Below are 25,248 nucleotides of genomic sequence, written 5' to 3' on the forward strand. Positions count from 1 at the left end.
TTTCTATGATTTATAATTTTAATGTCTTAATTTTATATTGACTTTATTTTAAATATATTATCATAGCTAAATCCCTTTTTCAATTCCAACAGTTTATTCTTTAATTAAAAGATATGAGTATTAACTGAATTACTTATAGCAGGCTTTTAATGCACTTAAGATAATCATTACACAAACCCCCGTATTTTTTATAATAGTATTAATGAGATGGAAATGATAAAGGCAGTTATCGTTGATGATGAGGAGCATTGGTGTGAGATGTTGACAGCTTTGATAAAAGAGCATTGGAGCGACATTCAAATTGCATCAGTAACTCATTCAGCTACAGAAGCTTTGCAGGCTATAGAAGTATATGAGCCGCAACTACTTTTTTTAGATATTGAAATGCCAGACATGAATGGATTTCAATTACTGGATAAAGTAAAACCCCTTTGTTTTGAATTGATTTTAATGGCTTATGATGATCATAATGCTGTTAATACCATCAACTCTGGCGCAATCGCCTATTTATTAAAGCCCTTCGGCCCTATTGAGGTAAAAAAAGCTGTTGAAAAAGCGAGGCAACAAATAGAAACAAAGTTTTCACGCGAGCAGCTGGATTCTATCTTGCAAAAAGTGCATCAAAAGCTACATGCAATTGAGAAAGTGGCATTGCCGACTATAGAAGGTCTTCAAATGGTTGCTGTGTCATCTATTATCTACTGCACTTCTAATAGCAATTATACAAATTTCGTATTAAAGGATCATCAAAAGCTGCAAGTCTGCCGCACTTTAAAAGAAGCAGAAAACATACTTGAGGGCCACCCTTTTATAAGAGTCCACCATTCTTACATTGTTAATTTGAATGAAGTAAAGAAATATATAAAAGGCGAAGGTGGAATTCTTATTATGAGTGATAACACTAATATAAATGTGTCTCGAAGCTATAAAGAAATGTTACTAAAAAAGCTGCAGCCTGGCAAACATTGATAGTGCAATTACCAACCGCTGCCCCAAACCGTTTAATTAATCACCAATAATTGCTAGTTACTCATTATATGTCGGAAATAAATAAACGTTATTATATTTTTAATACCAGATTCAATTATTCTTCATAAACTAAACTTTTAAAAAATGAAAGCTAATATAATCTACAAACTCTCTTGTTTCCTGTTAGCATTATTTATTGTAAATATTTTACCAGCCCAGGAAACTGGTATGAAAACACTGCCAGATGTTACTGTAACATCTACAACCAACGTCAGTAAAAAGGTTTCTGACATCTTTAAAGCCACTTTCCCAGATGCTCAAAACGCAAAATGGTCTAAACTCAATAAAGATTTTTTGGTTGAATTTATTACAGCTGATCTTAATAACCGCGTTCTGTTTCATAAAAACGGAGCTATCGTTTACCATATAAAGTACGGAGGTGAAAAAAATCTTCCAACTGAAGTCAGAAAATTAGTAAAATCAAACTATATTGACTACAACATTATAAAAGCAATAAATGTACAGGAAGACAACCGAGACATATGGGTAGTAAACCTGGAAGACAATAAAAAGTATCTTATCGTAAGAGTGGAAGGAGGTGAATTGGAAGAAGTTTCAAATGTAAATAAAAGTGTAGCTTCAAGCAGGTAAATATTCTGGCCGCACAAAACTACTTATTCAAAAAATGTTCATTTAGACACTGCACTAAAATTGTTTATCGAGAAATAAATGAAAAAGCGGCGATTTGCCGCTTTTTCATTACATCCTTCTTCTTATTGTATTACAGAGTTTGGTTCTTCAGTTACTTTGGCTCCTGGTATTTTTGCCAGTAAATCTTTATGCGCTTTTATTTTTGGCAAGGCTTTGCTTATCGCATCTTTTATACCTTCATCGCGGGTCGCGCTTATAAACTTTTCCAGTTCGTCAATTTTTGCCTCGTGCATCGTTAGCATCGCAGATGCCCATTTTGTATTGAAATCATTTCCGGCAGGAATATCAGCCGAAGGCATATCTTGCATGTGGCCATATCTTCGTCCGTTCTCTTTTTTCTCAGCAAGTTTTTGAAGGTCGTTAAGTATTGTTGTATGATCTGATATCATTAAAGCCGCCACTTTTTTAACCGCCGGTGACGTTCCTTTATCGCGACCTAACTTAGCAAGTTTTATCTCCATCATATTATCCATAATGTTTTTGTTTATAAAACCTGTATCCGTCATGGCAGCCATCGGATCATTTGTTTTGCCGGGGTTAACTGCAATGCTATCGTTTGCCTTGCCCGGATTCACCACCATCGGATCGTTAGCTTTACCTGTCTTTATAGTATCAGAAGAGGTTTGAGCGAAAGAATATGAAAAAGTAAAAATAAGCAAACAGGATAAAAATAATTTGTAAGGAAAATCGATAACCTTTTTCATATAATTAATTTTTTTTGTAAAAGAATTAGTTCTTAATAGTCTGTATCTTTTATATAAACCTTAAAAACCGTTCCAACTCATTTTAAAAAAATGCAAAAAAGGGTAAACTATACTGATGCCATAAGTAAACATAACAACCGAAAACGATGCGCCCTTCTTTTCTTTTTTGATAGCAAAAAAATTAATATTTCTTAAAAGAGTTTAATAGTAATAAGCACTGCCAGGCTTCATTTATCTTATCCTCATCCAAAAGTTTTGCAGCAAGGGAATGTAGTTGGCTTTCAGGCGTGTTAATAAAATCGGAATTAATATTTTTAAGGTAATTATTTTGAAAAGCGGGATCAGCATCAGGGATTTTCTCAACCGTGGCAAGTTTCCCTAAATGGTTGCCAGTAAGAGTTTTACTGTTACGAATATTTTCAGGCAATGTGTCTATTCCAATTCCCGGGAACACATTTGGTTTTGGTACAATAAATAAATTATCACTGGATACTTTGCAATACCATTCACCCCCTAGTCGCGCGACCAGTTCGAGTTTCGTTTGTATAAACTTCTTTTCCTTTGTCAAAAGGCTATTGTCTACATGCAAATACAACACTTCACATATAACTAAATTGCCGGCTCCTGCTTCGGCGCCTAAAGATTTTATTTCAAGTACTTTACATTCCAGCTTCACTTTGCTTTCTTTAACCATCGGGGGCGTCACTATTGCTGCCTCCTCTTTTGTAAAACCTGCTTTAATAAATTCATCTGTACCTTTCGGATAATCACCACTTGCTAGTGAGGTTTGCTGTACGAGGTCGTAAGTAACTATATTAATTACGACCTCAGGCACTTCTGATACATTTTGCAATGTGTGCTTTGTAGTATTGTCCCTGACCCGTCTTGAAGGCGAAAAAATAACTATGGGCGGATTGGAAGAAAACATATTAAAAAAACTAAAAGGGCTGAGATTTACAGTTCCTTCTTTATCGATTGTAGAGGCAAAACAAATAGGTCTCGGAGCAATTACATGTTGCAGATAATATTGCTTTTCTAAAGTGCTTAAATCTTTCAGACTAAATATCATCTCTAGTTTGGCTTTGTGTCGCTGTACAAAATCTTCTTTTTTAAGATACTGTAATCCGTATCTTCTGCTACAATTGTATTGGACAACACTCCTAACCGGTCAATTTTCAATTCAACGTGATCACCTTCTTTTAACCACTGCTCCTCGTAATTTTGATCTGTTAGTTTTCCCGTTCCGTTTAATTCAAGAAAGCAGCCTGTCCCGACTGTGCCACTGCCTATTATGTCGCCGGGATAAAGATCAACGCCATATGACGCCCTTTCGATTATTTCTGCAAAAGTCCAATCCATATCACTTAAATTCCCCTCACTCACCTGAAGGCCATTTACTTTACAGGTCATTCGCAAATTCCAGTTTTTACCCCTATGATTATTTTTTGCAGCCACTTCAAATTGCTCCAGTTCATCGAGGGTAACAAGGAAAGGACCTGTTGATGTTGCAAAATCTTTTCCTTTAGCTGGGCCGAGGTTTAATACCATTTCCTCCATCTGCAATTGTCTCGCACTTACATCATTCATGATCATTAAACCTCCTATATATTTTTCAGCTTCTTCTGCCTTAATATTTTTTCCCCGCCTGCAAATAACAATCGCGGCTTCCAATTCAAAATCTAGTTTTTGAAAATGATCGGGCATGCATACAACTTTTCCGGGACCCTGTATTGAATTATGATTGGTAAAGTAAAAGACGGGGTATTGGTCAAATTCGGGAATCATATTTACTTTCCTGTTCCTGCGTGCAGCAGCAACATGTTGCCTAAAGGCATACCCGTCTCTGCAAGAAGTAGGATGTGGAACAGGTGCTAGGATCTTAACACTGTTATAAGGAATACCATTGCTTTTGTCTGTTTTTCCCTCAATTAACAGTTTTTCAGCTATTAAAGCAAGAAGAAAGTTCTCTTCCCAATTTATTAAAAAGCCAGCCATATTACGGGGTAAATAGCGGTGTAAAGAATTGGTATCAAATAAATAATTGTCAATCAACAGGGCTAATTGGTCTCCTCCTTCTTTTAAATAGGAAACTAATTTCATTGAGGTTTTTTCAATTTTGAAACGAAAATATTTTTGTCAATTTATAAAATTAATCAAACTTTTTAGCATTTCCTCCCTTACATAACGGTGATAGGATATGTAACGACCATATTTAATTATTCACAGGAATAGTTGATTTTCGGCAACAAGTAACTGACATAACAAATCAAAGAGCAGTTTAAAGTGCAGAGGGTTTGAGTAATAGTTTGCAAACAAATGTTAGACTTATACCTGAAAACATCCCAGCAAAAAGCCGGAGGCATCGTCATGATAACTAAAGCATTTGAAAAATTATTTTAAACCATAGTATAAAGAAATAGTGTCATAATTTCGGGCGGTTCACGAAACTGAAAAAGCTGTTATTGTACAATCGAGAAAGATTATGAAAGAAACCGTTACTCCGGAAAAACCTGCTAAAGTATTAATAATAACTGCTTTTGCTGCACTGTTTGTAATATGGGGATCGACATATTTAGGTATCATGATTGCGATTAAAAGTATTCCACCATTTTTTATGCTGGGAACCCGGTTTTTCGTAGCAGGATTGTTACTTTATATCTGGTGCGTGATAAAGGGAGAAAAAACACCATCATTAAAATTATTTACCACTATTGGCGTTGGAGGTATACTTATGCTTTTCATGGGTAATGGCGCAGTGACATGGTCCGAGCAATATTTACCTACAGGAATTGCAGCCATTGTTGTGGCGACAGTACCGCTTTGGTTTGTATTGCTTGATAAACGGCAGTGGAAATCAAACTTTTCAAATAAGCTAATTATTGTGGGCTTTATTACCGGCTTTATAGGAGTGCTGTTGTTATTTGCAGGAAAAGGAACTATAGATTTCTTTGGAGATAAATTAAAATTGCTGAGCTTCTTCGTACTTATAACTGGAACAATCGGTTGGGCAACTGGTTCTTTGTATTCCAAATACAAAAAGGTAGAGGCATCTGTAACTATGAAAGCTGCAGTGCAAATGCTTGCCGCTGGTATTGTAGCTTTATTAACGGGGTTACTTACGAATGAACAGGAAGGATTTGATGTAAACAGTGTTTCACTTCCATCTATACTTGCATTGCTATACCTTATTATAATGGGATCGCTGATAACCTATATGGCTTATATCTGGTTGTTAAGCGTAAGACCGCCTTCTCTTGTTGGCACTTATGCGTACGTAAACCCGGTGGTAGCTGTTTTTTTAGGTTGGCTGATTGCAGGTGAAGCTATCACTAAACAACAAATTGGTGCCTTAGCCGTAATTCTTGCCGGTGTGATCCTGGTTAACTTTTCAAAAGAACAGAAAAAAGTGATTGTTTCTGAAGTAACCAGCTGAAAGTTGTATTAATAAATCATTTCCCGGTTGTCCATTTTCAAATAGGTGCTGTTCATCTCAACAGATCTCTCTTTTAGCCAGTCAACTAGGAGTACTTATGTGAAAAAAAATTAAAAAATAAGAATCACTATTTTTTAGCCACAACATTTTTATTTCCGGGCCGGAGAAGCGTAATCCTTCCATCTCCGGCAAATTCTGAAACATATATGTCACCGTTTTTTGTATCTTCAGTAAGATCTAAAGGATCAACAAAGCCAGAAAATCCTTTGATTGCATAACCTTCAGTTGCACTTATAATGTCATTATTTGCACCTCCGCAGGTAAGCGTCATAATATCATCATGCTGGCTGTACCTCACCACCAGCAGCTTGCCTTTCAAAGCACCGTGAAATGTGTTACTCTTGTATTCTATTGCACCGTTTGGAGAGGTATTGCTATGAAAATCGAAAGAAAAACCTTTCCAGTTGCGGTCAGGTAACGTGCCTACAGGATAATAACTTACTTCTGATGGGTCTATTAGAGGAGTAGGATTGCCACCATTCATCACAAACTCTCCACGTAATGGATTAGGATGGCCATAATAACCACCCTTTACAACCCGGAACAAGAAGTCTTTTTCAGTCTGTTTAACATCAGACAAGGCTGGAACAGAAGGTCCACTATAATGAGTGCCATCTGGCCTTAGAACACCTTTGTGCGAGGAAGGAGTATTTCCTCCTGCTGCGGAACCGTTAGTGGGTACATAAAGACAGCCGTTGCTATGCCAAACCAGGTCGTACGCATTGCGTATACCTGAGGCGTATATTGTTAATGGTGCGTTGGGTAAATATGGGTTATAATCACCGCCGCCTTCTGCCGTTTTAGCATCAAGGGGGAGTTTTGATAATTTCGAAATATCTAACCTGAGAATTGAACCGGACAGTAAATTTTCTTCTCTTGATCCCCAGGTATTATCAGCACTACCCATCGCGGTATTGCTGCCCTGCGCAAAATATAATGCCCCATCCGGACCAAATGCAATACTGTTTGCTACGTGATCTTTTGTAGATCTTGGCAGATGTACTATTACATCCTGTACTTTTTCCAGCTTAGGGCCACTTAAACGGCTTAATTTTCCGTCCCATTCGGGACCGTTTTGAAAGACAAATGAGCTATGAGTTACCCATGCTACCAAATTAGAGGCAGTGGCGGAAGGATCAAAAGTCAAACCGATTGCCAACCTCTTTGTTCTTGCTTCATATTCATCCTGCAGGGAATATAACAATTCAGGATCTTGAAGTGTGCCATCCGGATTTATAATAAATCTTTTTATAACTCCATCTATGGACAAAGCATATAATTTTCCATCGGGACCAATGGTAAGAGTTGAATGTTGCCCTTTGGTATTTTGCATTTCGATTTTATCAAACTGAACCTCCCTAAGAGCACTTGAAGAACTTGCAGCAGTAGTAAATGTACTGGAATAAGGAATAAACGAAGAACCAGCTACGTCTTTTACCCCCGCAGTAATAGTAAATCTATATGTAGTATTGAGTCTTAAGGTAGAATCCGGCACTAGCGTTATTGCATCACCTTCCCCGGTACCATTAACATGAGCAGGTACTACAGCGCCTGTAGCTTCTTCGGTTAGGTAAACGGATGACGAGGTAATGGATGCGTTATTGATTCCACCGTGAGGTAACTTCAAAACATTTGTAGACAGGGAAGTATTTTCAGTAACATTTACAGAAGTGTTATCTGGGTTTACAGACACTATATAAGGTCTTTTAGCATCAGACGGATAAACACTAACGGTATTTAATTTAGTGTTTCTTCCTCCAGTACCATCGATAGTTAAACAACCATCTGCTACAGTAACAGTTACTGTAGCAGATTTAAATTTCACCCTTTCGGTCGGTACAAAGTTCGCGATTGCACTTACACCTTCTATATTTATACAATTCCTACTGTCAGTTTTGGAGTCATCGCCAACAGTAACTGTAACATCATAATTTCCGTTTGCAACCTGTGCTTCCCATACTCCTTCGACTGCACTGCCGTCAAAATTTTTGCTACTATCCCCGTTTATATTGATAGAAGTAGCCAACAAGATATCGGAAGGCGAATTTCTTCTACACCCGTTTTTAGTGAAGTCAAGGGGTTTCTTATCAGCTTTATTTATCCAACCAAAAATGTACTTGCTATCTTTACCAGCGCCGCGGCGAATTCCAAAAGCTTGTCCAAAGTCGCTAAGCCAACCACTTGGTGCATTTGATCCAGAATCCTGAAAATTTACCTTTAAAGTTGTTATCTGTTTTGCAGATCTTGGAAAATAAGAAATGCTTAAAATATAAATTACTAAACAACATAAAAGAAGGAAGCCAGATAGAGAATTTTTTAGAAAAAAAGAACGTCTTTTTTTTACTATATCAGAATCATTCAAATGTCTCTTTTTAGTTTCTTCTTTTAATGTTTGGAACCCAAAGGTCATAAATTGTTTTCTCTGTTTGATTTAAAATCACATTTTTCTCATTCTTCTGGTTCTATTTTAAACTTTTTTGTCGCTATTTTATTACATAAATAAGACTCCATCTAATAGAAATGAATTATTTATGTTACAAATTGAATGAAAAATAAATGTTCGTTTAATACTTGCTGCTTCATTTTTCTTGTATATCTCCCGCGATCAGGTAAACACAGCCTGCTCGTTCTCCGTAAAACCATGCCATTTCATTTAAAAATTGATATAGAATTGGATTATCTTTATAAAATATCACAATAAAGGATATTTTACAATAAGTAGGATATCAGATATAAAAAGTTGCTTTTAAAATTTAATAATTAAACTAAATTTTTACCTCGTCTTAGTTTCTGTTATAAAGCAAAGTATTCCTAACGTTGATTTTAAACGCTTAATTATATTTTCTGAGCGATTCTTTAATAATTAGCGCAATTACATAACAAATATTTGCATATTATTTGAATAAATAAAAAATTATAATTATAAAAAAATAATTATATCCTTATTGATAAATTCACCTTGCACATTTTTTTGTGCAACCTTTTTTCATGTCTTGCCATCTTTACTGCAAATCACCATTAACTGACTTGATGTTCGTAGGTTGAAATCGTCGATTTTAAAGAATAACGAATCATTTTTTAATACAATTAAAAGGAAATAAAGGATGTTAAAATATTGTTTTTAATACAAACAAAAACAGTTCTATTTAATTAAAAGTATGATTTTTTATATAAACTTTTTATTTAAGATGAGCCACTTTATGGAAATCTTAAAATTAAATAAAATCTTGCCGATTAAAATAATTCAGGATATTTTCGCGTTTCACTATCAAAATATCCTTTTTTTTCTGAATCACCTTACTTATATCACAAATTAACCTGTTATCACTATTTATATAACCTTATGAAGGACTACATTTTTCATTATTGTAAGTTATTATTACTTTTTATTTTTATAACAAATTTTCTTTTTTCTTGTAAAAGCAGCAGGGAGCTTGCTTATTTCAACAACCAACCGGAGGGAATTTATGATAGCAAAACTCCTGTATTACAGCAAACTATAGTTCCAAATGATTTATTAAGTATTACTGTAAGCAGCCTAAACCCAGAGGCAACCGCAATTTTTAATAATTCCAGTGTCTCTTCAACGCCTACAAACGGAACAACCGTTAGAAATGCAACAGGGTACCTGGTAGAGCAGGACGGTTCAATTCAATTTCCATTGCTGGGAAGAATACAGGCAGCAGGACTGACTAAAACAGAATTGGCAGAATTTCTGCGTAAAACTTTGGAGGATAAAAAATTATTAATTGACCCAATAGTGGTAATAAATTTCCTGAACTACAGGGTAACTGTACTAGGTGAAGTAAACCATCCGACGGTTGTAACTGTACCCAATGAAAAAATCTCTCTGTTGGAAGCAATAGGAATGGCAGGAGATCTTACCCTTTATGCAAAAAGAGAAAATGTCTTACTTATAAGAGAGGAGAACGGTAAGAGGTTACTAAAAAGGATTAATTTAAATTCGGGAGATATTTTTAATTCACCTTATTACTATCTCAAATCTAATGACATTGTATATGCAGAGCCAAATAAAACAAAAGCTTTTACAACGTCTTCAACGAAAGAAATTCTTCCTTTGGTTTTTAGTTTTTTAACTTTGATAACCCTTGTATTATACAGATTGAAAATAAAATGATAAATAGCAATTCGATGAATAATGAACAAAATACTGAAAATTCACAATCTTCTTTTATAGAAGAAGTAACTTATAAGTATTTGCCTTATTGGCCACTGTTTCTATTCTTTATTATAATTTTTATAGCAGGTGCATGGGCTTATATTGCTTACACTAATCCTGTTTACGGTGTAACTGCCACTATATTAATCAATGATGAGAAAAAAGGTGTTGATGAAAACAAAATAGAAGAATCACTGAATTTACTTACTTCAAATAAAGTAGTGGATAATGAAGTAGAGGTACTGCATTCGAGAAAGATAATGAATGATGTTGTAACAAATTTGCGCTTATATGCGCCTGTTTTTGTAGACGACGCATTCGGACCTCCTGCTTCTGCTTATACATCCTCTCCCATTTCTATTGAGGTGGATAACCCTGAAAATATTAAAGAAATTGATTCTATTTATTTTAAATACGATTCAACCAAGAAATCTGTTATTATAAACTCCAAGATGTATCCACTTAACCAGTTTGTGGCTACACCTTACGGTAATATCAAGTTTACAAATAATCCCAGGTATTATTACCCGGCTACAGCACCTCTGTACTTTTCTTTAGTGCCACCCAGGAAGGTCACAAATTCGCTTCTCAATAATACGACAGTTTTTGCTACCACTAAAAATTCAAGTGTTATAAACCTTTACATGACAGATGAGGTGCCGGAAAGAGGTGAGGATGTTTTGAACGCATTGATGAACAGCTACAAAAATGCAAATATTCAATATAAAAATAATTTGGCTAAAAATACGATTGCGTTTGTAGACGAAAGATTGCGTGTTGTTTCGGGGGCATTAACTTCAGTAGAGAAACAAATTCAAAATTATAAAGCAAATCAGGGAGTTACTGATTTAGGTGAACAAGGAAAATTGTATTTGCAAAATGTCAGCAATACCGATCAAAAACTTGCGCAGGTAAATTTACAATTAGAGGTATTAAACCAGGTAGAAAAATATGTAAACAGTAAAAACAATTCGTCAGGAATTGTGCCCTCTACTTTAGGTATAGATGATCCTGTATTAAATAAATTGTTAGATAATCTTTATCAATTAGAAACTGATTATGAAAGACTGAAGAAAACGACAGGTGAAAACAACCCTATGGTTCAGTCTATCGCCACCCAAATAGAAAGAATAAGGCCCAGTATATTAGAAAATATTCGCAATCAAAGAACAAATCTTGAGGCAGGAAAAAATAACCTGACAGCTAGCAATAATACTTATAATTCAACTTTGCAGGCTTTGCCGCAAAAAGAAAGAGAATTGGTAAATGTAAGCAGGGAGCAATCTGTAAAAAACAACGTATACTCCTTTTTGCTGCAAAAAAGAGAGGAAACAGCACTTGCTTATGCTTCAAATGTTGATAATAGCCGAATAATTGCATCAGCCCAGGCGGCAGGCGAACCGGTAAGCCCTAAAAAGAGTATAATATACATAATTGCGGTTATGGTAGGTTTTATAGTAAGTATGGGGGTTGTACTTGCTAAAGAAATGTTTACAGGTAAAATACTATTCCGTTCACAAATAGAAGACTATACAAGCATTCCTATTGTCGGAGAAATATCTTATTTCAAAGAGAAAAAAGGCATGTTTTTAAAAGGACAAAACAACCGTGTATTCCAGGAACAGTTTAGACAATTAAGGGCTGCGGCAGGGCTGTTTAGTAAGACAAATACAAAGAAGAAAATACTTGTAACATCAAGCATTCCTGGTGAAGGCAAAAGTTTGATAAGTGCTAACCTCGCTTTGAGCCTCTCGCGTTCTGGTAAAAAAGTTGTCCTTTTAGACATGGATATTCGAAATCCACAATTTTCTAAAATATTCAATTTACAAAACTCTGCAGGTATTGCAGGCTTTTTAGAGGAGGACATAAATCCTCATGAAATCGTTGAAGCAACTGAATTTCAAAATTTATATGTACTACCGTCAGGTATTACAAAAGCAAACCCTACCGAACTCCTTTTAGGAGGGAAATTAACGGAGTTGTTCAATTATCTTGAAGAAGAATTTGATTATATCGTAGTAGATTCTTCACCGGTTAGCCTGATAACTGACGCGTACATTTTATCAGATTTCTGTGACTTAACGTTGTATGTTGTTCGTCATAAGTATACTGAGAAAGCATTTATTAAAACACTTGACGAAACCAATCGATTTAAACCATTGAAAAACCTGGCAATTGTTTTTAATGGCATTAAACCAAGGGGATTTATAAAAGGTACTTTTGGATATGGTTATGGATACGGTTACGAAAATAAGTATAACGAAAAGTACTTGATTTCGTAGTTAGTGTTGATAATCGTATCATGTTTAAACAATAGCGGCTGTCCCCAAGGACAGCCGCTATTGTTTAAAGGCTAATTAGTAGATGGTTCTCTATAAAAACAACAGTTAGCATGTACCGCAAGTAGAAGACTTGATAAAAAATACCAAGCATGCAAAAGGGTTATCAATATTTCGCTACTTCTCTGATTTCAGAGTATTTAAGAAGCCGATTTCATGAACCTTCAGCCAACCGCATTTTTGTTATGTGATGACGATACTCCTGCGGTGTCTTATTAGTTATAAGTTTAAAAAATTTAAAAAAGTTTACGGGATTATTATAACCACATTCATAGCAAATGTTCTGCACGGAATGATGTTGGTTTTGTAATAGTTTGCAGGCATGACCAATTCTTAACTCGTTCAGAAATCTAACAAATGTTTTTTGTGTTCTTTTTTTAAAGTATCGACAAAAAGAATTCGGCGCCATATTACAAATAGTAGCCACTTCACTCAACATAATGTCAGAAGTAAAATTTTTAAGTAAGAACTGGTAAACTTCGTTGAAGCGGTCCATATCCTGGTTATTATTCGAGTTCTTATAACCAATACTGGCTAAATATTCAAACTCTTCTGTCTTTGTAGTGATATCAATAACCTGTAAAAAATATCCCAGTTGCTCAAGGCCTTCAGTATTGGCCACTTTGGCTACCAGTTCTATAATCTGTTCTCTACTTTGTCCGTAAAAACGCAAACCGCGCTCAGCTTTGATCAACAAGCTATTGTACCGGCTAATGCATTCTGCATCATCAGTAATACTGGGTATAATAGAAGGGGGAAAATAAGTGGTAGTAGCTTTTGTATATAAATCCTCCTGCTGTCGATAAAAAGCAGAATCACATCTCCATAAATGAGGAAGCCCTGCATTTTTAAGTATTAATTCTCCTTCTGAAAAATTGCCTACATAATCACCAATTATCAGTTTACCATAGCCCTTTTGCAGCCATACCAATTCGCATAACTGGTGATAATGAAATGGATGGTCGAAGTACGGCTTATAAATTTTTTTGACCCAAATCTTTTTTTGTCCCATTATAGGGGCGTCAACAACTAATTCTGCTTTCATAGAATGTCTTCTGATATAGCACTTACACCAAATTTAGTTAAAAGGCTTAATTGATAATGGTCTTGATACTCTTTCTGATTAATTATTTTGAAAGTCGCCCTATAAACATAGCTTATGAAAATTTAAATAAATTTAATGGGAATATTTAAGGTTTATGGTAAAAAAGTTTATAAAAGGAGTAAGATACGTTATTCAAATGTTAATAATAGAAATTAAGTTTGGACTTAAATTAAAACGATTATGCACTTGCCAGGAAAACTGCTTCTTGCATTCATCTCATTATTTCTTATCACGTTTGCGAATGCACAAACAAAAAAGATTACAGGTAAAGTTACGGGCCCTGACACCTCCCCTCTTGAAGGTGTTACCGTTAAGGATAAAGGGTCTTCTCTCTCTACGATCACTTCTGCAGACGGTACATTTTCGATAAATGTGCCTGATAAAGTTAAAACTTTGGTTTTTTCCTATATAAGTATGGAAACGCAGGAAGTACCAGTGTCGGGCAAAACGGACATCCAGGTTCAGTTGAAAGCTGCCAGTACATCTTTGTCAGATGTGTTAGTGATAGGATATGGTACTGCACGTAAGCGAGACATAACAGGCGCCGTAGCCAGCGTAAAAGGAGATGAGTTAAAAAATGGAACTGCAGCCGACGCATCGGCTTTATTACAGGGAAAAGCTGCTGGTGTAGTGGTACAGAATAGTGGAGGTTCTCCCGGGCAGGCTCCAGCTATTGTAATTCGAGGCTCCGGAACTTTTGGTAATGACCAACCATTATACGTTATAGATGGAATGATTGCCTCCTCAATGGCATTTATAAATCCTAACGATATTGCATCTATAGAAGTATTGAAAGATGCCTCTGCAGCAGCTATATATGGTAGCCGAGCTGCAAACGGTGTGGTATTGGTTACAACGAAAAGCGGAACAAGCGGGGATATAAAAATTAATTTCAGTGCAAAATATGGTTCACAAAGCCCCACTCATAAGCTGAAGTTTTTAAATGCCCGGCAATATGCCGATTGGAACAACCAGGCCCATGACAATGACGGCACACCTCGTGGCCCGCTAAATGATAGCCTGTTTAACCCTAATATCAATACGGACTGGCAATCTTTATCGCTTGGTACAGCGCCCTTAAGTGATTATAATTTAAGTGTTTCGGGAGGAGGGCAATATTCTAAATTCTTTGTATCAGGAGAGTATTTTGATCAGAAAGGAATCGTAGTAGATTCATGGTTTAAGCGTTACGCGCTGAGAGCTAATTCATTTTTTACAAAAGGAAAATTCAAGTTTACAGAAGCTTTGTCTATTTCACGATCTGTTAATAATCCCAATACTTATTTTGGAAGGGAAAGAGCAGAATTGCCTATTATGCCGGTTTATGATAGTACAAAATTAGGTGGTTTTGCTGGCCTTGAACCTGCAGCTGCCGGTGTAAACAGGATTATTAACTGGTACGGCCGTGCTCTCCTCGATGATAACCGGTATACCACAGACCAGGCATTGGGTAATGTAGGCCTGGAGTATGAAATAATAAAAGGACTAAAATATAAGTTGAATATGGGTGTAGACTATTCTGTGTATCACGCCTATGACTATTCACCTGCATTTTTTATGAGTACGTCGCAGGAGGCAAGCCAGGATCAATCTATTTTGAATGAGAGCTTTACCCGCAGCCTTACCACTCTGGTGGAACACACCTTAAATTACAGCAAAGCTATCAGTGATCATCGTATTGACATACTTGCTGGTTATACCTATCAAAAAGGCAACTCCAGAAGCGTGGGAGCCACAGCTGACACTTACCCTTCAGATTTGTTGAGGGTTGTAAATGCTGCCGCAAATAGGCTCGCAAGCGGCAGCTTGCAGGAAGCTGCGCTTATGTCAATTCTGGGCAGGGTGAGCTATAGTTACCAGTCGAAGTATTTATTGACAGCAACTTTAAGACGGGATGGGTCTTCAAAATTCCGTTATCCAACCAATACTTTCGGAAACTATCCATCCTTTTCTCTTGGATGGAGAGCGAGCGAGGAAAGCTTCTTTCCAAAAAACGGCATCATAAGCGATTTGAAAATCAGGGGAAGTTATGGAAGGCTGGGTTCTCAAAATATTGCCAACTATATCACTACTTCTACACTCAATATAAATGCTGGGTATTACTTTGCCGGTGGCGTGCAAAACGGTGTTGGGTTGACTAATTTTGCTAACCCTGATATAAAATGGGAGTCTTCGCGAACAACAGATATTGGTACAGACATTAGCTTACTGAAGAATAAAGTTCTTATTACCGCTGATTATTTTGACAGAAGCTCATACGACATCCTTGCCAGCATTCCCATTCCTATTTATGGAGGTGCAGGAAGCAGCCTGACTAAAAATGCAGCTTCGGTAAATAACAAAGGTTTTGAAGTAGCTGTCACATATAATCATCAGCCAGTGTCAAAAAATGCGTTTAAATATTCTCTTACAGGCGTTTTTACCACTATTAAAAATAACGTAACAAGTCTTGGAGATGGAGTTAGCCCAATAATTGGCGGCGGCTTTACACAGGAAAGCTTAACTGCAACCAGAACCGATGTCGGGCACCCAATTGGAAGCTTTTGGGGCTACCAGGTATTAGGTATATATCAAAATGCGGATGAGGTTACAAAAGACGGAAGAACTGATGCAAGACCAGGTGATTTCAGATTTAGCAAAGACCCAACGTGGCTGGGCAGCCCATTTCCTAAATTTGACTATGGCTTGACCTTTAACGCATCCTACAAAAATTTCGACCTTAACTTATTTTTCCAGGGTGTAGCCGGAAACAAAATATGGGACGCGAAAAGAGCCTGGCAATATACTTTTGACTATGGAAGCGGAAAGGTAACTGATGTGTTAAGAGCGTGGACTCCTCAAAATACAAATACGGATATAGCAAGGGCTTCTTTCATCGATCCTGCAAACAATAAAAGATCTTCTTCTTTTTACGTCGAAGATGGTTCGTACTTAAGGCTGAAAAATATCAATATTGGCTATAATCTTCCTGAATCAGTAATAACAAAATTAAAAATTTCGAATGCACGTCTTTATGTAAGTGGTCAAAACCTGCTCACATTTACCAAATACAAGGGTTATGACCCTGAAGTTGGTCGTAGTGATCTTACCGGTTTATTTAGTGTAGGTGTCGACGTTTCAGCTTATCCACAAGCAAAACTCATTAGTGCAGGTATTGATTTATCATTTTAAAAAATTGAGCTTATATGAAAAAAACATTTTTGAAATACAAACTGTCTAAATTTTTAGTTATTCCAATATGCCTGTTTGCTATTCCTGTTTTATTGCAGAATTGCAGCAAGAAGAACCTTGATCTCACCAACCCTAACGAATTACCCGTAACGGCTTTTTGGAAAACAGCAGATGATGCAGAAAAAGGGTTAGTTGCATGTTACGGCCCCTTAACCAGTATACAAGGGTGGGGCAGAATGTTGGGAGCTATTTTAACCATACAGAGAGGTGATGACGTAAATCCTTTTCCCAGTACAGGCGTGCAAGACGTAGGTTCTTTTTTGGCACAGCCAACAGATGGAAGGGTAAGTGAAGGCTGGGGAGAACTAAATGCAATTGTCGCACGCACTAATGCGGTCATTTTCAATGTGCCTAATATTCAAATGGATGATGCTGAAAAATCAAGGATATTAGGAGAAGCTTACTTCCTGCGTGGGTTCGCTCATTTTTACCTCCTCAACATGTGGGGGAACATTCCGCTTATTACAAAACCTATTGAAGCAGTGAACGATTTATTTATCGAACAAGCTCCACAGGAAGAGGTATGGGCTTCCATTATATCAGATCTTAAAGAAGCGCAAGGCCGTTTGCCTGAAACAGTAGATGCAAAAGATATAGGTCGTGCTACCTGGGGCGCAGCAACTGCTATGCTCGGTAAAGCAAATTTGTATACTAAAAAATGGGCGGAGGCTGCAGCAGAATTTAAGAAAATAATTGATAAGCCAAATCTCTATAAATTAGTAGCAAACTACCAGGATAACTTTTTAGAATCCGGAAATAACAATAGTGAATCTATTTGGGAGCTGCAATACCAAAGCACTCCAACAGGAAACTGGGGAACCAGCGGAACTCCCAACCCGATCCGTGGACAGGCGTGGGAGCCGGATGTTGCCCCTGTAGGATATACCAGCCAGGGAACAACAACGGTAAACCAATGGGTGTTTGACTTGTTTTTGCAGCAAAAAACCAAAGATGACAAAATAGACCCCCGGGCTTACGCAACAATCGTGTGGGACTACCCTGGGGCTAAAGTTTATCAGGATGATTTCAGAACAGCATTGAACGGTGCTAACAGGAATAAAATCTGGGTACGCAAATATCTCAATTACGACAGAACAAGTTCCCTTACACCGGGTAGTTGGGGTTATGCCAACAATAACCGCAGAATGATTAGGTTAGCCGACGTTTTATTAATGTATGCTGAAGCTCAAAACGAAGCAACTGGTCCTGATGCAAGTGCTTATGCAGCCATCAATAGGGTTAGGGCAAGAGCTAATATGCCAGACATTACTCCCGGTTTGAACCAGGATGCTTTTCGCAAGGCTGTAAGAAAAGAAAGGGTACTCGAATTGTCACTTGAAGGAGAACGTGTTTTTGATTTATTAAGATGGGGCATTATGGCTGATGTCTTTATCGCCCATCCGGAATATCGATCTAACAGCGGCGGAGTATTTATTAAAGGCAAACACGAATATCTGCCTATACCTCAAAATGATATAAGTGCCAATCCAAAACTTAAACAGAATAATGGATATTAATATTTGAATAAATTCTTTTTATGAATCAAACTGCGGTACTGCTTTCGGCCGCTGTTGCGTCGCACTCTTCAACGACCTGTTCCGCAATTGAGCAGGTAGAGTTTATTATTTCTTATGATTACATTTTTTCTGCCTTTTGATACAAATAGAGACGAGAGGATTTATTATAATATCAACAAAAAACGAAATAGCGTTCAACGATTTAAAATATAAATACTACATGAAAAAACTATCGAATTTGTCTTTGTGTTTACTTTTTTGTCTTTCAATTTTTACAGAACCAGTTGTGGCACAATCCAAACCTTCTATTACCCATGAAACACCGGAACAAAAAGCAAAACGGATGCAGTGGTGGACAGATGCCAGGTTTGGAATGTTCATTCACTGGGGTTTATACGCTTTGCCCGCCAGACACGAATGGGTAAAAAACCGTGAACGTATGACGAACGAACAGTATCAGAAATATTTTGATGAATTTAATCCTGATCATTTCGAACCCAAAAAGTGGGCAAAAGAAGCAAAAGCTGCAGGAATGAAATATGCGGTATTGACAACCAAACATCATGAAGGTTTTTGCTTGTTCGACAGTAAATTCACGAACTACAAAGCAACGAACACTGCAGCTAAACGTGACCTGGTGAAAGAATATGTAGATGCTTTCAGGGCGGAAGGAATAAAAATTGGTTTCTATTATTCTTTAATTGACTGGCATCATCCTGATTTTACAATTGACAAAGTGCATCCTCAGAGACCACTTGAAGACAGCGATACGGCATATGCACGACTAAATAAAGGAAAGGATTTTGCAAAATATCGCAAGTATTTATACAACCAGGTAACAGAGTTGCTTTCTAATTATGGTAAGATTGATATTCTTTGGCTCGACTTTTCTTATCCTGGAAAGTACGGCAAAGGCAAGGACGATTGGGCTTCTGTTGATTTATTAAAACAAATAAGAAAACTTCAACCAGGAATTATTGTCGACAATCGTCTTGATTTGAATGACTACGAAGATGGTGCTGACTTTGTAACACCTGAACAGGTAAGTTCAAAAGAACTTGAAAAATACAAGGGAAAAACCTGGGAAACTTGCCAGACCTTCTCCGGTTCATGGGGTTATTACCGCGACGAAAATACCTGGAAAACACACCGCCAGTTGCTTGACTTACTAATTACATCGGCCAGCAATGGTGGTAACCTCATTTTAAACGTAGGCCCTACCGCACGTGGCGAGTTTGATTATCGCGCTAATAATGCGCTTGATAGCCTTTCAACATGGATGCATGCTAACAGCAAATCAATTTATAACTGTACTTATGCTCCGGAAAACTACCAAGCACCATCCGGTGATAAGCTGACATACAATCCTGCGACAAAACGTTTGTATGTACATTTGTATGATTATCCATCGACTGGTACGCTAAACTTACCGGGATACAAAGGCAAAATCAAGTACGCCCAGTTTCTTCACGACAATTCGGAGTTACAATATAAAGAGCAGAACGATGATATTGTGTTGACACTTCCTGTACAGCAGCCGCGTTATGAAATACCTGTTGTTGAGCTGGTATTGAATTAAGCAGTTTAGCAAATCTTTGTTAGTAGTGTTGGAGTAAATTTCAACACTGCTTTTTGGCATCATGAAAAAAAGTTTTTTACATTATTACTTTATTATTGTTGCAATCCTGTTTTCGGCTTGCAAACAAAGCAACAACAGGCTTTTTGAAAAATTATCGTCAGCCAGTACAGGGATTACCTTTTCCAATATCATTACCGAGAATGATTCTGTAAATATTCTTACCTACTACTACTGTTACAATGGAGGAGGCGTAGGCGTGGCTGACTTTAATAATGACGGTTTACAGGATGTATTTTTCACAGCTAACATGGTTTCTTCCAAACTGTATCTCAACAAAGGGAAAATGCAGTTTGAAGATGTTACAACTGCTTCAGGTTTGTCAACACATGACTGGATAATGGGGGTATCAGTCGTAGATATAAACAATGACGGATGGATGGATATATATCTTAATGTCGCAGGACCAAATCGCAAAAATCATCACAACCTTTTGTTCATCAACCAGCATGCAGGCAACGGCGTCATAACATTCAGAGAGGAAGCAGCGGGCTACGGACTTGCTGACAGCTCTTTCTGTGTTCAGTCTGCTTTTTTTGATTATGACCGTGATGGAGATTTGGATATGTATTTGCTCACAAATGATGTGGACGGGGTGGAGAAAACTTTTGTAAATCCTGCGTCTTACCCCATTACAAGAGGGGTAACAGTAGACCGCCTTTACGAAAATGTAGGAGACTCATTGGGTCATCCGTTTTACAAAAATGTGTCAAAGCAGGCAGGTATAACAGAAGAAGGATATGGGCTTGGACTTGCCATAGATGACCTTAACGCAGATGGATGGCCCGATATATACGCTGCGAACGATTTTATGCCAAATGACCAATTGCTTATTAATCAAAGAAATAAAACCTTTAGGGAATCTGCCGCGCAAAGCATGTGCCACCAAACATATAACGGAATGGGTGTGGACATAGCCGATATTAATAATGACATGAAACCGGACATTATGGTATTGGACATGCTGCCTGAAAATAACGAACGTAGAAAAACAATGATTGCCAGGACGGATTATGAAAGCTTTGTTTTGCGTCAAAAAGCAGGTTATGTAGACGAATATATGCGCAACACGCTACAATTAAACCAAGGAACAGATGCAAAGGGAATAACTCATTTTTCTGATATTGCTCAACTTGCAGGATTGCACGCCACGGACTGGAGCTGGAGCGTTTTACTCGCCGATTTTGATAACGATGGTTTTCGCGATAGTTATGTTACCAATGGATTCGCCAAGAATATCACAGATTTGGATTTTCTTAGTTATAATGCTGATAATAACACCTTTGGGTCTGCAGAAGATAAAATAAAAAGAACAAGAGAACTATTTAATAAATTAAAAGGTGTTAAGGTCTCAAATTATATTTTCAAAAATAAAGGAACCCTGGCCTTTGAAAATATGACTGATGAATGGGGAATTAAAAATGCTTCTTATTCCAATGGTGCTGCTTATGCCGATTTAGATAATGATGGCGATTTGGATTTAATTACCAATAATATTAATGAAGAAGCATTCATTTATGAAAATATTGAAAATGATAATAAAAATAAAAATAACTTTCTGAAGGTCACTTTAAAGGGCAGCGATAAAAATATAACTGGTGTCGGCGCGAGTATTAGTGTATACTGTGGCAACGATAAATTTTATTCTTATTACTCACCAGTTAGAGGCTATTTATCCAGCATGGCCTCTCCCCTATCTTTTGGGCTGGGTAAGCATCCGTCTATCGATTCTTTAAAAATTACATGGGCAGACGGCAAAGAACAAGTAATAAGAAACGTAAAAGTTAATCAGCAATTAAAGCTTGACTACAAAGCCTCTCAACCTGTTGAACCTGCAAATATTACCACCCAACCAGTTTTTACTAACGTAAATGATACCTATAATATTCACTTCAAACATATTGAGAACGACTATAACGACTTCAACGACGAATCTCTGCTGCCAAAGTTATATTCCAGAAAAGGCCCAGGCATTGCCGTGGGAGATATAGATAATGAAAATGGACTTGACTTTTTTATAGGAGGTTCTGCCGGAAATGCCGGTTCATTATTCATACAAAAGAAAAACAGCAGTTTTTTAGAAAAAAAGATAAACCTTCAGGATGCAAAGTACGAGGACATGGGGTCTTTATTTTTTGATGCAGATGGTGATGGTGATGAAGACTTGTATGTTGTCAGCGGAGGCAATGAATTTAAAAATACGCCCGGTGCATACCAGGACAGGTTATATATCAATGATAATAAGGGGAATTTCACTAAAAACGAACAATCACTGCCGGTAACGGTGTCGAGTGGCAGCTGTGTCGTAGGTGCAGATTTTGATAAAGACGGAGATATAGACTTATTCAGGGGTGGAGCAAATGTTCCCGGCTCGTACCCTGAGTCTCCACGTAGTTATTTATTAAAAAATGAAAACGGAAAATTTGTTGATATAACAAGCGAAGCAGCTCCGGAACTAGTAAATATAGGTATGGTAAATTCGGCAGTATGGAGCGATTTTGATAATGACGGATGGATGGATTTAATTGTTGTCGGTGAATGGATGCCACCCGTTTTTTTAAAAAATCAAAAAGGCAAATTAGTTAATGTAACAAAACAAACAGGTCTTAGTAATGTCAACGGCTGGTGGAACAGCATTTATCCAGCAGATATAGACAACGACGGTGACATGGATTTTGTTGTTGGGAATATGGGTACCAATATTGATTACAAGCCGGCAAAGAATCAACCTGTTGAATTGTTTTACAATAACTTTAACGGCAGTAACAGAAAAGAGCCCTTATTATCTTGTTACATAAAAAATGAATCAGGAGAAAAAAGGCGCTACCCTTTTGCTTACCGCGATGATTTATTCCGCGTAATGCCAACACTCAAGAAGAAATTCTGGAATTATGAGACATATAGTAAGGCCACTTTAAACGAAGTATTTAAGGCTGATGAATTATCCAAAGCAAAACATTACCAGGCTGACATTTTCGAAAGTTGCATCATAAAAAACAATGGGAATGGAAAATTCAGCATTAGTCCTCTACCGGCAGAGGCACAACTTTCATGCATTAATGGAATAATGACAACTGATTTTGATAAAGATGGAAATATCGATATAATCGTTTCCGGCAATTCACATTCTACAGAAGTTGTTTACGGTCACATGGATGCTTCTTTAGGCGTACTACTCAAGGGCGATGGTAAAGGTAACTTTAGCGCGGTTTCCTCACCCACGAGCGGATTGTTTCTTAAGGGCGATATGAAAAGTCTTGCTTCCTTATTTGATAAAGATGGCAACGAAATTATACTTGCTGCCGCAAATTCTGATAGCTTACAAGCACTACATCCTTCAGTCAGGGAAACTAAAAAAGTTTTCTATGCCAAACCCGGCGATGTATACGCAGAAATAATTTATAAAAATGGTAAGAAAAGAAAGCAGGAGTTTTATTACGGAGCCGGTTATTTATCTCAATCCGCAAGAGCTTTAGAGATTGACAAACTGGTAAACTATATAGAGGTTGTTGATTCGAAAGACAATAAACGAAGGATCAGTTTTAGTTAAAATAATGTTTTAGATAATTGATCAGCTTGAGGAATTAACGGTAATAGTGAGAATATTGTAAATTAAAAAATTTTATTAAGATGATTAAGGAAGAAACAAGGGCCAGGCCTTATTTAAAAATTCATCCCGATGATAATGTACTGGTAGCTTTGCAGGACTTGCCTGCTGGAACCCTTATTTCTTATGATGGACTTGATTTTCTTTTAAAAGAAAATGTAGCAGCAAAGCATAAAATTTTTATTAGAGATTTAGCACCAGGAGACGAGGTGTATATGTATGGAGTTTTGGTCGGAAAGGTTCAAAACGCAATAGAGCAGGGCCATGTAATGACAACTGCTAATACAAAACATGCTGCCGGGGAATATCATTATCGTGCAGTAAACTATAAATGGCAACCTCCTGATGTTTCAAAGTTTGCAAATAGAACTTTTAATGGATATAAACGTAGTGATGGCAGGGTCGGTACAGCTAATTATTGGCTTTTTGTTCCTATGGTTTTTTGTGAAAACAGGAACCTCGATATCATTAAAGAAGCTTTACACAGAGAATTAGGATATGCGTTGTCTGATAAATACAACCGCTTTACCCGCCAGTTATTGGAAGCATATGAAGAAGGAACTGATATAAATAAACTTGACCTCAATTCTTCCGCTTCTATTAGTACAGAAAGATATTTTAAAAATATTGATGGTATAAAATTTCTTAATCATACAGGCGGATGCGGTGGTACAAGGCAGGATTCAAACACACTAGCTACTTTGTTAGCTTCTTATGCTGATCATCCAAATGTTGCAGGTGTGACTGTATTAAGCCTGGGATGCCAACATCTTCAAACTGATATTTTTTTAGACGAATTAAAAAAACGCAATCCTGCGTTTAATAAGCCCTTATTTACTTTTGAGCAGCAAAAGATGCAAAGTGAGGAGCAACTGATTTACGAGGCTATCCGCAAAACTTTTACGGGCTTGGTCGAAGCTAACAAATCAAAAAGAGAGCCAGCACCTTTAAGTGCACTGACGATAGGAGTAAAATGTGGCGGCAGCGACGGATTTAGTGGAATATCCGCTAATCCGTCTGTGGGATATGCTTCAGATTTATTAGTAGCTTTAGGGGGCAAAGTTTTATTAGCGGAGTTTCCTGAACTAGCAGGTGCAGAACAGCAAATTATAGATCGGTGTGTTCGTAAAGAAACGGCAGAAAAATTTATCCGTCTTATGCAGGAATATGATGAACTTGCCCATAAAGTAGGTTCAGGTTTTCATATGAATCCCTCACCGGGAAATATAAAAGATGGTTTAATCACTGATGCCATTAAATCAACCGGGGCAGCAAGAAAGGGTGGAACATCGCCTGTTGTTGACGTATTGGATTATACAGAACCCGCCACCAAAACAGGTCTAAGCCTGGTTTGTACACCCGGAAATGATGTGGAGGCTACAACAGGTAAAGCCGCATCAGGAGCAACCCTGATATTATTTACTACAGGTTTGGGAACCCCGACAGGAAATCCTATAACGCCTGTAATAAAGATATCGACAAATACCAGGTTGGCAACAAAAATGAGTGATATTATAGATATTGATACAGGACCTGTTATCACTGGTGAAAAGTCAATCAAGGAGATGGGGGAAGAGATTTTGGAGTATTGTATTAAAGCTGCAAGCGGAGAAGTGACTCCTAAAGCAGTATTGTTAGGACAGGATGATTTTATACCATGGAAAAGAGGGGTAAGCCTTTAATATTAAATTTTGATTTCTTGTATGAAGCTGATGAACAGCTATCTTTGAAACGGAAGATTATTAAGGATTTTTGA

Annotated in this window: 15 protein-coding genes; 10 read left to right on the forward strand and 5 right to left on the reverse strand. The window is 37.2% G+C overall.

What is annotated here, in order from left to right:
- Positions 1 to 213: 213 nt before the first annotated feature.
- Both B154_RS0117040 and B154_RS0117045 read left to right on the forward strand, forming a co-directional pair.
- Positions 214 to 969: a LytR/AlgR family response regulator transcription factor gene (locus B154_RS0117040; protein ID WP_026260265.1), complete on the forward strand. Its 756-nt coding sequence runs from the start codon at positions 214 to 216 to the stop codon at positions 967 to 969.
- A 144-nt stretch (positions 970 to 1,113) separates the two neighbouring features.
- Positions 1,114 to 1,620 carry a hypothetical protein gene (locus B154_RS0117045; RefSeq protein WP_018615472.1) on the forward strand — a complete coding sequence of 169 codons (507 nt, stop codon included), beginning with the start codon at positions 1,114 to 1,116 and terminating at the stop codon, positions 1,618 to 1,620.
- 122 nt (positions 1,621 to 1,742) lie between these two features.
- On the opposite strand, the gene B154_RS0117050 is transcribed toward B154_RS0117045, so the two are convergent.
- The 3 genes from B154_RS0117050 to B154_RS0117065 all read right to left on the reverse strand — a co-directional run bounded on the left by B154_RS0117050 (position 1,743) and on the right by B154_RS0117065 (position 4,484).
- Positions 1,743 to 2,384 carry a DUF4142 domain-containing protein gene (locus B154_RS0117050; RefSeq protein WP_018615473.1) on the reverse strand — a complete coding sequence of 214 codons (642 nt, stop codon included), beginning with the start codon at positions 2,382 to 2,384 and terminating at the stop codon, positions 1,743 to 1,745.
- A 181-nt stretch (positions 2,385 to 2,565) separates the two neighbouring features.
- Positions 2,566 to 3,453 carry a flavin reductase family protein gene (locus B154_RS0117060; protein WP_018615475.1) on the reverse strand — a complete coding sequence of 296 codons (888 nt, stop codon included), beginning with the start codon at positions 3,451 to 3,453 and terminating at the stop codon, positions 2,566 to 2,568.
- Positions 3,454 to 3,455: 2 nt separating this feature from the next.
- The gene (locus B154_RS0117065; protein ID WP_018615476.1) at positions 3,456 to 4,484 is read right to left on the reverse strand and encodes a fumarylacetoacetate hydrolase family protein; all 1,029 of its coding nucleotides are present in this window, start codon (positions 4,482 to 4,484) and stop codon (positions 3,456 to 3,458) included.
- Between the two features lie 382 nt (positions 4,485 to 4,866).
- On the opposite strand from B154_RS0117065, the gene B154_RS0117070 reads away from it, so the two are divergent.
- Complete coding sequence (locus tag B154_RS0117070; RefSeq protein WP_018615477.1) at positions 4,867 to 5,817, forward strand: EamA family transporter; 951 nt, start codon at positions 4,867 to 4,869, stop codon at positions 5,815 to 5,817.
- A 127-nt stretch (positions 5,818 to 5,944) separates the two neighbouring features.
- Here the strand turns inward: B154_RS0117070 and B154_RS28910 are convergent, their stop codons facing one another.
- On the reverse strand, positions 5,945 to 8,287 hold the full coding sequence (locus tag B154_RS28910; protein WP_018615478.1) for a PQQ-dependent sugar dehydrogenase: 2,343 nt from the start codon (positions 8,285 to 8,287) through the stop codon (positions 5,945 to 5,947).
- Positions 8,288 to 9,220: 933 nt separating this feature from the next.
- On the opposite strand from B154_RS28910, the gene B154_RS0117080 reads away from it, so the two are divergent.
- Together B154_RS0117080 and B154_RS0117085 are read left to right on the forward strand one after the other, a co-directional pair.
- On the forward strand, positions 9,221 to 10,015 hold the full coding sequence (locus B154_RS0117080) for a polysaccharide biosynthesis/export family protein (RefSeq protein WP_018615480.1): 795 nt from the start codon (positions 9,221 to 9,223) through the stop codon (positions 10,013 to 10,015).
- Positions 10,016 to 10,029: 14 nt separating this feature from the next.
- The gene (locus B154_RS0117085) at positions 10,030 to 12,339 is read left to right on the forward strand and encodes a GumC family protein (RefSeq protein ID WP_157580843.1); all 2,310 of its coding nucleotides are present in this window, start codon (positions 10,030 to 10,032) and stop codon (positions 12,337 to 12,339) included.
- Positions 12,340 to 12,550: 211 nt separating this feature from the next.
- On the opposite strand, the gene B154_RS28915 is transcribed toward B154_RS0117085, so the two are convergent.
- Complete coding sequence (locus B154_RS28915) at positions 12,551 to 13,441, reverse strand: AraC family transcriptional regulator (protein ID WP_018615482.1); 891 nt, start codon at positions 13,439 to 13,441, stop codon at positions 12,551 to 12,553.
- Between the two features lie 240 nt (positions 13,442 to 13,681).
- Here B154_RS28915 and B154_RS0117095 point away from each other — a divergent pair, with 240 nt between their 5' ends.
- From B154_RS0117095 to B154_RS0117120, 5 genes are all read left to right on the forward strand, one after another.
- Positions 13,682 to 16,672, forward strand: a complete 2,991-nt coding sequence (locus tag B154_RS0117095; protein ID WP_018615483.1) for a SusC/RagA family TonB-linked outer membrane protein — start codon at positions 13,682 to 13,684, stop codon at positions 16,670 to 16,672.
- A 14-nt stretch (positions 16,673 to 16,686) separates the two neighbouring features.
- The gene (locus tag B154_RS0117100) at positions 16,687 to 18,249 is read left to right on the forward strand and encodes a RagB/SusD family nutrient uptake outer membrane protein (RefSeq protein WP_018615484.1); all 1,563 of its coding nucleotides are present in this window, start codon (positions 16,687 to 16,689) and stop codon (positions 18,247 to 18,249) included.
- A 286-nt stretch (positions 18,250 to 18,535) separates the two neighbouring features.
- Positions 18,536 to 19,828: an alpha-L-fucosidase gene (locus B154_RS0117110; RefSeq protein ID WP_245542616.1), complete on the forward strand. Its 1,293-nt coding sequence runs from the start codon at positions 18,536 to 18,538 to the stop codon at positions 19,826 to 19,828.
- A 61-nt stretch (positions 19,829 to 19,889) separates the two neighbouring features.
- On the forward strand, positions 19,890 to 23,435 hold the full coding sequence (locus B154_RS0117115) for a VCBS repeat-containing protein (protein ID WP_018615487.1): 3,546 nt from the start codon (positions 19,890 to 19,892) through the stop codon (positions 23,433 to 23,435).
- An 80-nt stretch (positions 23,436 to 23,515) separates the two neighbouring features.
- A complete protein-coding gene (locus B154_RS0117120; protein WP_018615488.1) occupies positions 23,516 to 25,174 on the forward strand; it encodes a UxaA family hydrolase in 1,659 nt (552 codons plus the stop codon).
- Positions 25,175 to 25,248 lie beyond the last annotated feature (74 nt).

The sequence above is a fragment of the Segetibacter koreensis DSM 18137 genome (assembly GCF_000374045.1).
Classification (GTDB): Bacteria; Bacteroidota; Bacteroidia; order Chitinophagales; family Chitinophagaceae; genus Segetibacter; species Segetibacter koreensis.